Origin of the sequence: Ectobacillus funiculus (assembly GCF_004138295.1) — a bacterium.
GTDB classification, from domain to species: Bacteria; Bacillota; Bacilli; order Bacillales; family Bacillaceae_G; genus Ectobacillus; species Ectobacillus funiculus.
In genome coordinates this window covers 17,351-27,038 of record NZ_SCFM01000072.1, presented here as the reverse complement: position 1 = coordinate 27,038, position 9,688 = coordinate 17,351, and the positions used below count along the sequence as shown (strand labels likewise).

Below are 9,688 nucleotides of genomic sequence, written 5' to 3'. Positions count from 1 at the left end.
TGCCGGCTTAGCTCAATTGGTAGAGCAACTGACTTGTAATCAGTAGGTTGGGGGTTCAAGTCCTCTAGCCGGCATACTCTTAGGGGCATAGTTTAAAGGTAGAACTGAGGTCTCCAAAACCTCCAGTGTGGGTTCGATTCCTACTGCCCCTGCCAAAATGGGCCTATAGCTCAGCTGGTTAGAGCGCACGCCTGATAAGCGTGAGGTCGATGGTTCGAGTCCATTTAGGCCCATCATATATTTTGAATAATTTTATATTTTGATTATTCCGCAATAGCTCAGCGGTAGAGCAATCGGCTGTTAACCGATAGGTCGTAGGTTCGAATCCTACTTGCGGAGCCATACGGCCCGTTGGTCAAGCGGTTAAGACACCGCCCTTTCACGGCGGTAACACGGGTTCGAATCCCGTACGGGTCATTAAAAAATCCAGCAATATTTGCTGGATTTTTTTGTGTTTTAAGAAGCATAAATTTCTAGCAGAAAGACAATTCGACGTAGTGAGAAATTTTAGGAACAAAGTATAAGTGCAACTACGCCTCTGTCTTCACCGGGGGGCAGGGCGAAGATAGAGGTTATTTTCCTTTATTTGGAAAAGGAGAAATAAAGGAAAAAAAAGAATATTTTATATAAGATTTTCTTTGAGACAGATACATATAATGGAATTGGTATGGACAGCCAGGTTGGAGGCTCAGAGGGATGGAGAAGAAGTACTAGGGAAAGTTGAGTTAATAAGGATAAATTAGGTAATGTATTTCAAGCTTATTACTCAATAAGGCTTTTCCAATCTCATAAAGGAGTGTGTGGGAAGCATGCAAGATACAGTCACGCAGCAGCAGCCAATAAAAAGAAAATGGGTTCGATTTCTCACTATATTCATGGTCTCTATTCTATTGCTCCTTACAGTTGCTTATGCAGGTGGAACATTATACATAAAAAGAAGCTCGCCCGTTATTAAGGGGAAAATCTCTTTAAGGGGATTGCAGGATTCGGTAACGGTCACACGAGATCAACAAGGAGTACCGCATATTGAAGCGAAAAACTTGCACGATTTATATGTGTCACAAGGGTATGTAACAGCACAGGATAGATTATTTCAAATGGATTTGAGCCGCCGGCAGGCATCTGGTGAATTAAGTGAAGTAATGGGTGAAAAAACAATAGAACAAGACCATTTTTTTTTAGCACTTGGTTTGCGAAGAGCGGCTGAAGCATCCTATAATCTATATTCAAATGAAGCGAAGCAGGCGTTAAAGTGGTATGCGGATGGTGTGAATTTATACATAGATGAGGTGCGAAAGGCAAATAAATGGCCGCTTGAATTTACATTGCTTGGTTATGAAGCAATGCCATGGACACCAGTCGATTCTTTAACAATTGGAAAATCAATGGCCTTTGATTTAGGAGGGCATTGGAAGAGTCTGGCATTTCGCCAATATTTATTAAATACTGTATCAGAAGAAAAGGCACTTGACTTGTTTCCAGCATCCCCAACGGACGCATCTGAAATTATAGGTGCAGTCAAACAATCACATTTAGATTTATCAAAGCTGCTTCCAGAGAAAGTAGTGTTGAATGAACTAAATGGAAGCAATTGGGTTGTCAGCGGAAGTAAGACAAAGTCCGGAAAACCGATTTTAGCTAACAGTTTATCAGCGTCTCTTTCAACTCCGTCCCCTTGGTATGAAACACATTTGCAGTCTCCCGAGCTAAATGTAAGCGGAGAAGTAATGGCAGGCATACCAGGCATTGTTGTCGGCCATAATGAGTTTATTGCATGGGGAATTACGAATGCCGATGCTGATGATCAGGATTTATATATAGAAAAGCGAAATCCAAATAATCCATATGAATTTTTACATAACGATACGTGGGAGAAGGCACAGGTTATTACGGATGCGATCCGTGTAAAGGATAAACCGGCAGTGGATTCGAAAACAGTCATTACAAGACATGGACCAATTATTTCAGGAAGTGAGAATACGGAAACTGCATTGGCTCTCAAATGGACAGCATCTGAGCCATCTACAGAGCTTGAAGCAATCATTCGTATAAATAGTGCAAGGGATTGGAACTCCTTCAAGGAAGCACTTACATATTTCCAGGCGCCAGCACAAAATTTTGTATTCGCTGCAAAGGATGGGACCATTGCGTATCGAATGAATGGCAAAATTCCGATTCGGAAAAAAGGGGATAGTCTCTTGCCTGTGCCTGGGTGGAATGATGAATATGAATGGACTGGTTATATTCCTTGGGAGGAGCTTCCAACTATTGTGAATCCACAAGAAGGATTTATTACAGCTGCCACTAATCAGATGGCCGACCAATCTTACCCATATCATATAGACAGCACAGGAATACAATCCTACCAATCTTCTCGTATTCAGGAAGTGCTGCAACAAAAAAACGCCATTACAGTTGAGGACATGAAAAAACTGCAGATGGACCAATTGAATCTTAAGGCACGCTCATTTGTTCCTATTTTGCTGCAGCATATAAAAGAGGATGAACTAACAAAGCAAGAGCAGGAAGCAATTTCTCTTTTGAAAAAGTGGGACTTTACAGATGACCGAAACTTAGCGGCGCCACTTTTATTCCATACGTGGATGCAAGAGATTGGAGATGTTTTATTTAAAAAGGATATTTCAGAGGATATGCAGAGATTGTTTGAGGGAAAGGAACAAATTATTGATCAACTGCTTCGAGAAGCACATAATGGTCAGCCTGGACCATGGATACAAGAACAAGGCGGCTTGGATAAGGTACTAAAGAAATCCTTAGCTGGGGCGGTACAAAGTATTGTGGAGAGCCAAGGGGCAAGTGTAAAAGATTGGCGATGGGGTGATTTTCACCGGCTTGTTTTTACCCACCCATTGTCCTATATAGAGCCTTACAACTATTTATTTAATCCGGAAACGCCTATTCCTATTGGAGGAAGCAGCGATACGGTGCAATCCATCAGCTTTAATGCCGAAGGTCTTGCTGATCGTGGAGTATCGTCGTATTTTGCGATAGATCTACACGATATAACAACAGGCTATCATATTGTTGCTCCTGGTCAGTCTGGTCATATTCAGAGTGAGTGGTATCATGATCAAATGAAGGACTGGGTGAAGGGGACGTATCATACAACGTCTCTTACTGAGAAATCTGGAAGCATCCTCCACCTTCTTCCTGCTCGATAAATACATGAAGGCAGTGAAGTTGGTTACAATAATGGTTGCAAGGAGGGATTGCGATGACAACAGTAAGAGAGTTAATGAGTACAGATCTTTCATGCTGTACTCCAGTGGATAATGTGTATGAGGCAGCTTTAAAAATGAAGCAAGAGGATATTGGGATTATCCCAATTGTAGAAAACAATCGCTTAGTCGGGATTGTTACTGACCGTGATCTAGTAGTTCGCGGCATTGCCGATAAGAACCCTGGTTCTAACAAGATTACAGAGGTAATGACAACGGACATTGTTAGTGTATCTCCGTCAGATCCAGTTGAAAAGGCGAGCGAATTAATGGCCCGCCATCAAATTCGTCGTCTTCCGGTTGTAGAGAATGGGCAGTTAGTAGGGATGCTCTCACTCGGAGATTTAGCGATTGAAAAATATGCAGATGATCAAGCTGGCTATGCATTAAGTGAAATTTCAGAGCATCATGAATAAGAAAAACATGAGGTAGCTCGCATAGAAGAAATATCTGTTTGGGTTATCTGATACAGTGGACCGCTATCATACACTCAGTAGAACTGAGCGTTATGGCAGCGGTCTATTCTGCATTTTAAGAAAGTATAAATTTCTAGCAGGAAGACAATTCGACGTAGTGAGAAATGTTAGGAACAAAGTATAAGGGAAACTACGCCTCCATCTTCGTCCGGGGGCAGGGCTTGCCCATCGGCGAGTTTTCTTTACGTTTTAAAACAGCATAAATTTCCAATGTTTTTCCGTATTTTTGTATAGTAAAGAAAAAAAGGTAAGTTTGTCCATTTTTTTACAAAATAGGGGATTATTTAGGTGCTGTATTTTTAAAATTTCTGGTAAACCTCTTGCTGCATTGTGTAACCCAGTGATATACTTAACACTGTTAATAATAAATTGTGCTAGGGGAGCTGGTATGGCCGGCTGAGAGTAAGACCGATAGTCTTTTACCCTTTTACCTGATCTGGATAATTCCAGCGTAGGAAAGCGAAAACGGATGATGAACGTATTAGCCCGATTTCCCCTTAGCTGGAAATCGGGCTTTTTGATATATGTTATATTTCCACTGGGGGTGCTAGCGACGCTGAGAAAGGGGAACCTTAACCCTTATTACTTGACCTGGATAATTCCAGCGTAAGGAAGTGGCAAGCAGCAACCATTCTAAATGATTGTATGTGGCCGCTTCTTGGTAGAAGCGGTTTTTTTACACTGTAGGAAAGTATAAATTTCCAGTTAGAAGACAATTCGACGTAGTGAGAAATTTTAGGAATAAAGTATAATGCAACTACGCCTCTGTCTTCGCCCAAAAGCAGGGCTCGCCAATCGACGAGTTTTCCTTATTAAGTTTCAATTCGGCATCTGAAGGAGGAACAAGAGTGAAATTTTGTGATAGATTATTTCAAAATGTACAGCCTATTTGGGAGAAAAGTCATCAGCATCCATTTGTAAAGGGGATTGGAAATGGAGAGCTGGAATTAGATAAGTTTCAATTTTATATTATACAAGACTATTTGTACCTAATCGAATATGCAAAGGTATATGCTCTAGGTGTTGTGAAAGCAAAAGATTTGCAAGTAATGAGCAAATTCGCTCGGCAAATTGATGGCATATTAAACGGTGAGATGAACATCCATAAGGAATATGCAAAGCGTCTTGGGATTTCGATAGAGGAAATGGAACAAGCAAAGCCAGCATCCATGAATCTTGCTTACACGAACTACATGCTGTCCGTATCACAAAGCGGGACGCTGGCTGAGCTTGTAGCTTCCCTTTTACCGTGCATGTGGAGCTATTGGGAGATTGGAAAACGTCTCAATAATGTTCCGGGTGCGAGCGAGCATGAGTTTTATGGAGAATGGATTCGAGGCTATAGCTCAGAGGAGTATGCGGAACTTTGCATATGGGTTATTGAGTTAATGAATGAACTGGCGGAAGGAAAGTCAGAGAAGGAATTGGCACATCTAGAAGAGATTTTTATGACAACAAGCCGTTTTGAATATTTATTCTGGGATATGGCTTACCGCAAGGAGACGTGGAGTTTCGATGAGCAGTGTTCTACAATTTCATAACGTTTCGTTCTCTTATCCGGAGGATGGGAAAAATGTTTTGGAAGAGTTGGATCTTACGATTCAAAAAGGAGAATTTGTCAGTTTAGTTGGGCCGAGCGGCTCTGGGAAAAGTACTATTTTACGCCTTGTTACCGGACTTGAGAAAGTACAGCAAGGGAAGGTCATGATAAATGGGGAAAGCATCCAGCCGAGAGACGGGGCCGTTGGTTATATGCCGCAGCAGGATTTGCTGCTGCCGTGGCGGACAATTGAAGAAAATGCTGCTCTCCCGTTAGAGTGCCGTGGAATGAAGCGAAGAGAAGCATATGCAAAGGTGCGAGAGTATCTTCCTATTTTCGGACTAGGTGGCTATGAGAGGAAGCGTCCAAAGGACTTGTCTGGAGGAATGCGTCAGCGTGTGTCCTTTTTGCGCACCTTCTTAACCGGGGCGGATGTGCTTCTGCTGGATGAACCGTTCAGTGCGCTTGATGCAATTACAAAGGTAAATATGCAGGAATGGCTATATGATCAATGGAGGAAATGGGAGAAAACCATCGTGTTTATTACCCATGACGTAGAGGAAGCTTTGTTTTTGTCTAATCGCGTGCTTGTTGTGACAGAGCAGCCTATTTGCTTCCTTACCGAGTTGCCTGTTCCTCTTGGAAAAGAGAGAACACGCCGTGATTTGGCAAGACCTGAACTGCTAGAACTCAAAGACGAGCTTATTGGCATGTTAAAAGGGAAGGTGCCGGTATGAAACAGTTTTCTTACTTACCGGCCCTTATCGTTGCTATTATCCTTCTAACTGGCTGGGAAGTTGGGGCACGGATTGTAAATGAAATGTATATCTTGCCATCTCCAAGTGCGATTGTGCAGAAAATATGGGATTTGCGGGACATTTTATTTACAGTTCATCTTCCCGCTACGCTTCTTGTCGTTTTAATCGGTCTTGTAATTTCTATCGTGCTCGGGGTGGGACTTGCTATTATGATGAGTGTCAGTTCATTTGTTGAGAAGGCATTTTATCCGCTGCTCGTTGCATCGCAAACGATTCCGACTACTGCTCTGGCACCGTTATTTGTGCTTTGGTTCGGCTATTCCATCTGGAGTAAGGTTGTTGTCACAGTTTTAATTACCTTCTTTCCAATTGCGGTAAATACGTACGATGGCTTTCGATCTACGAAGAAAGAATGGGAAGAGCTGCTATTCACATATGGGGCAAGCAAACGGGATATTTTCCTAAAACTGCGCATCCCCGCATCGCTGCCATACTTTTTTTCAGCGCTTAAGGTCGCAGTGCCGATGAGCGTAATTGGAGCGGCGATTGGAGAATGGCTTGGAGCACAGGCAGGACTTGGTTACTTTAGTAAAAGAATGATGACGCAGCTAGACGGGGCTGGCGTATTTGCTCCTATTTTTCTTTTATCTTTATTAGCAATTTTATTTGTAGTTATTGTATCGCTACTAGAAAAGAAATTCATCAGCTGGAGGAAAGACTTATGAAGTGGTTTATTCGTTTACTCGTTGCTGCCTTGTTTGTAACAGCAATGGCAGGCTGTTCAAAAGGAACAGAAAACGCTGAAAAAACGGGAAAGAAAGAAACAAAAGAAGTAACACTCATGCTTGATTGGTATCCAAACGCGGTGCACAGCTTCATTTATGCGGCGATTGAAAAAGGATATTTCAAGGAAGAGGGCATTAATGTAAAAGTACAATTTCCATCTAATCCAACAGATCCACTTACATTGGCCGCTGCTGGCAAAGTGACAGTAGGTCTTTACTATCAACCAGATGTTATTATTGCAAAGGCGAATGAAGGGATTCCAGTGAAATCCATTGGGGCAGTTGTGCGTTCCCCTTTAAATCGTGTTGTTTCCTTGAAGGATTCAGGTATTGCGTCTCCGAAAGACTTGGAAGGAAAGACAGTTGGTTTTCCAGGTACGGAGCTTAGTAAGGAATATGTAAAATCAATGGTGAAAGCAGACGGTGGGGATCCAAATAAAGTAAACATTGTTGATGTTGGGTTCGATCTTGTTCCAGCTCTAATTACAAAGAAAACAGACGCGGTAACAGGTGCTTATATCAATCATGAGGTTCCGGTGCTGCGAGATAAAGGTTATGAGCCAGCTTATTTCAACCCTGCCGATTACGGTGTCCCAAATTACTATGAGCTTGTATTTGTAGCAGGAGAGAAAACGATTAAGACGGACAAAGCAACATTGCAGGCTTTTCTTCGCGGTGCACAAAAAGGATATGAATTTATGAAGAAAAATCCAGACGAGGCTTTGAACATTTTATTAAAGCATGAAGAAAAAGCAAGCTCCCCGCTTATTCCTGCAGTGGAAAAAGAAAGTATGGGTATTTTGTTAGACAAAATGGAAGCAAAGGATGAGCCGTTTTTATCACAAACCTCAAAATCATGGGAAGAGCAAAGCAAGTGGCTGAAGGAAAAGGGAATGGCACAGAAGGAAGTTGCTCCAGAAGAATTATATGAAAATTTGTTAAAGTAGAGGTTAGCAGCAGATGAAACGGGAGCTTCACGTCATTTCAAATGGAAAGCTATCATTTTCACAAATGGCTACTATTGCAGCAGAGATTGTGGACTACGTGGATTATATCCATATTCGCGAACGTAATAAAACTACGAAAGAATTATATGAGGGAGTGATGCTTCTTATTCAAAGCGGCATCCCCCCCTCTAAGCTTGTGATAAACGATCGAATAGATATTGCTTTATTGACGGGTGTGAACCGTGTACAGTTAGGCTATACAAGCGCTGATGTTCGGATTATAAAGGATCGTTTTCCGCAGCTTCATGTAGGGTGTTCTGTTCATTCTTTAGAGGAAGCTTTGTGTAAGCAGCAGGAGGGGGCAGATTCTGCATTATACGGTCATATATTTGCAACGCGTTCTAAAGCTGGGGTTCCTCCAAGAGGATTGGAAGAGCTGCAAGAGATTGCAACAACGCTTACAATTCCTGTAACGGCAATCGGCGGGATTATACCAACTCGTGTCAAAGCAGTATTTGGCACCGGCGCGAGTGGGGTTGCAGTAATGTCAAGTATTTGGGATGCAAACCATCCTTTAGAGGCAGTAAAGGAGTATGAAAAACAGATTCAAAGGTGGGGAGAAGGGCAATGAGCAAAGGATATGATGTTATTATTATTGGTGGTGGAGTAATCGGCTGCTCCGTTGCGCACTCTCTTTCTGAGAGAGGACATAGTGTAGCGGTGTTTGAGAAAGGGACGATTTCTGGCGAGGCATCTAAAGCAGCAGCTGGACTTCTTGGTGTACAAGCAGAATGGAACGAGTACGATCCATTGTTTGAGCTCGCCAGAAAAAGCCGCGCTTTATTTCCAAAGCTAGCAGCACGACTGCGCGAGAAAACAGGCATTGATATTGCATATGAAGAGAAGGGCATTTATCGGATTGCCGAAAATGAAGAGGAAGCAAAGCGCTTGGAGCACATTATGAAATGGCAGCTGCAAACAGGTGAAGAGACGCATTTGTTAAGCGGTGCACAGCTACGTGAACAAGAGCCAGAGCTTGCGCTTCATATTATAAGCGCCCTGTATTGTCCGAAGGATGGGCATGTTATTGCTCCTGAGTTAACGCGTGCTTTGGCACATTCTGCAGCTCTGTCAGGTACAGCAATTTACGAGGGAACAGAGGTTATTGAGATTTTGCAGGAGCAAGATCGTGTAACGGGTGTTGTGACAACGGAAGGAACCTTTTCATGCAGCAAGGTTATTGTTGCGTCTGGGGCATGGAGCACAAAGTTTTTACAGAATTTTCACTCTACATGGGGAACGTATCCGATTATGGGAGAGATGGTTTCCGTTAAGAGCTATAAGCCTCTGCTAAAGGCGCCGATTTTTCAAGATGGATTTTATATTGTACCAAAGCGTGGCGGACAGTATTTGATTGGTGCCACTGTTAAACAGCATACATACAACAAAACAGTATGTGCCAAGAGCATCGCTTACTTGATGGAGCGCGCGTTTCGTCTTGTACCAGCTCTGCAGCAAGCTGAGTGGGATACTGCATGGGCCGGCCTTCGTCCGCAATCAAACCACGGTATGCCTTATATGGGGGAACATCCGGAGGTAGCAGGCTTATATGCATGCGCAGGGCATTATCGCAATGGAATTTTGCTGAGCCCGATCACCGGTGAGTATATGGCTGACCTAATAGAAGGAAAGCATGTGCAAAGCTTGCTGGAAACTCTTTTAAGTAAGGAGGAATTTGTTTGATTTTACAAATTAATGGGCGGAAAGTAGATGTACCAGAATCAGTTTCCACCGTAGAGCAATTGCTGTCCCATTTAGGGCTGGAAGGCAAAATTGTGGTTGTTGAGAAGAATAATGAGATTTTAGAGAAGTCGATGCACCAGGGTGCATCAGTATTTGATGGAGATCAAATTGAAATTGTAACTTTTGTAGGAGGCGGATGA

At 42.7% G+C, this 9,688-nt stretch carries 9 protein-coding genes, 5 tRNA genes and 2 riboswitches; all 14 genes read left to right on the top strand.

Annotated elements, in window-relative coordinates:
• The first annotated feature begins 1 nt into the window (after position 1).
• The 14 genes from EP737_RS23630 (at position 2) to thiS (ending at position 9,688) form a co-directional block, all read left to right on the top strand.
• Positions 2 to 74: transfer RNA gene (locus EP737_RS23630), tRNA-Thr, on the top strand.
• A gap of 7 nt (positions 75 to 81) precedes the next feature.
• A tRNA-Trp gene (locus EP737_RS23625) sits at positions 82 to 155 on the top strand.
• Between the two features lie 4 nt (positions 156 to 159).
• Positions 160 to 233 (top strand) — tRNA-Ile (locus EP737_RS23620).
• A 34-nt stretch (positions 234 to 267) separates the two neighbouring features.
• Positions 268 to 342: transfer RNA gene (locus EP737_RS23615), tRNA-Asn, on the top strand.
• A gap of 3 nt (positions 343 to 345) precedes the next feature.
• Positions 346 to 417, top strand: a tRNA-Glu gene (locus EP737_RS23610).
• Positions 418 to 809: 392 nt separating this feature from the next.
• Positions 810 to 3,182 (top strand): penicillin acylase family protein, encoded by a 2,373-nt coding sequence (locus EP737_RS23605; protein WP_129731630.1) that lies wholly within the window; start codon positions 810 to 812, stop codon positions 3,180 to 3,182.
• A gap of 53 nt (positions 3,183 to 3,235) precedes the next feature.
• The gene (locus tag EP737_RS23600) at positions 3,236 to 3,655 is read left to right on the top strand and encodes a CBS domain-containing protein (RefSeq protein ID WP_129731628.1); all 420 of its coding nucleotides are present in this window, start codon (positions 3,236 to 3,238) and stop codon (positions 3,653 to 3,655) included.
• A 426-nt stretch (positions 3,656 to 4,081) separates the two neighbouring features.
• Positions 4,082 to 4,190: riboswitch (TPP riboswitch) on the top strand.
• A 55-nt stretch (positions 4,191 to 4,245) separates the two neighbouring features.
• Positions 4,246 to 4,345: riboswitch (TPP riboswitch) on the top strand.
• Positions 4,346 to 4,563: 218 nt separating this feature from the next.
• Entirely contained in the window at positions 4,564 to 5,256 is a 693-nt protein-coding gene (gene tenA / locus EP737_RS23595; RefSeq protein WP_129731626.1) for a thiaminase II, read from the top strand.
• A complete protein-coding gene (locus tag EP737_RS23590) occupies positions 5,231 to 5,992 on the top strand; it encodes an ABC transporter ATP-binding protein (RefSeq protein ID WP_129731624.1) in 762 nt (253 codons plus the stop codon). Before tenA ends, EP737_RS23590 begins: the two co-directional genes overlap by 26 nt.
• A complete protein-coding gene (locus EP737_RS23585) occupies positions 5,989 to 6,738 on the top strand; it encodes an ABC transporter permease (protein WP_129731622.1) in 750 nt (249 codons plus the stop codon). The genes EP737_RS23590 and EP737_RS23585 overlap by 4 nt, the downstream gene beginning before the upstream one ends.
• A complete protein-coding gene (locus tag EP737_RS23580; RefSeq protein WP_129731620.1) occupies positions 6,735 to 7,745 on the top strand; it encodes an ABC transporter substrate-binding protein in 1,011 nt (336 codons plus the stop codon). The genes EP737_RS23585 and EP737_RS23580 overlap by 4 nt, the downstream gene beginning before the upstream one ends.
• A gap of 13 nt (positions 7,746 to 7,758) precedes the next feature.
• Positions 7,759 to 8,376: a thiazole tautomerase TenI gene (gene tenI, locus EP737_RS23575; RefSeq protein WP_129731618.1), complete on the top strand. Its 618-nt coding sequence runs from the start codon at positions 7,759 to 7,761 to the stop codon at positions 8,374 to 8,376.
• Positions 8,373 to 9,488 (top strand): glycine oxidase ThiO, encoded by a 1,116-nt coding sequence (gene thiO, locus EP737_RS23570; protein ID WP_129731616.1) that lies wholly within the window; start codon positions 8,373 to 8,375, stop codon positions 9,486 to 9,488. Before tenI ends, thiO begins: the two co-directional genes overlap by 4 nt.
• On the top strand, positions 9,485 to 9,688 hold the full coding sequence (thiS, locus tag EP737_RS23565) for a sulfur carrier protein ThiS (protein WP_129731614.1): 204 nt from the start codon (positions 9,485 to 9,487) through the stop codon (positions 9,686 to 9,688). The genes thiO and thiS overlap by 4 nt, the downstream gene beginning before the upstream one ends.

Excerpts from the sequence above, each read along its gene's own strand:
- EP737_RS23605 (WP_129731630.1), top strand. The coding sequence starts at position 810 with ATGCAAGATACAGTCACGCAGCAGCAGCCAATAAAAAGAAAATGGGTT.
- EP737_RS23590 (WP_129731624.1), top strand. The coding sequence starts at position 5,231 with ATGAGCAGTGTTCTACAATTTCATAACGTTTCGTTCTCTTATCCGGAG.
- EP737_RS23600 (WP_129731628.1), top strand. The coding sequence starts at position 3,236 with ATGACAACAGTAAGAGAGTTAATGAGTACAGATCTTTCATGCTGTACT.
- tenI (WP_129731618.1), top strand. The coding sequence starts at position 7,759 with ATGAAACGGGAGCTTCACGTCATTTCAAATGGAAAGCTATCATTTTCA.
- thiO (WP_129731616.1), top strand. The coding sequence starts at position 8,373 with ATGAGCAAAGGATATGATGTTATTATTATTGGTGGTGGAGTAATCGGC.
- EP737_RS23585 (WP_129731622.1), top strand. The coding sequence starts at position 5,989 with ATGAAACAGTTTTCTTACTTACCGGCCCTTATCGTTGCTATTATCCTT.
- EP737_RS23580 (WP_129731620.1), top strand. The coding sequence starts at position 6,735 with ATGAAGTGGTTTATTCGTTTACTCGTTGCTGCCTTGTTTGTAACAGCA.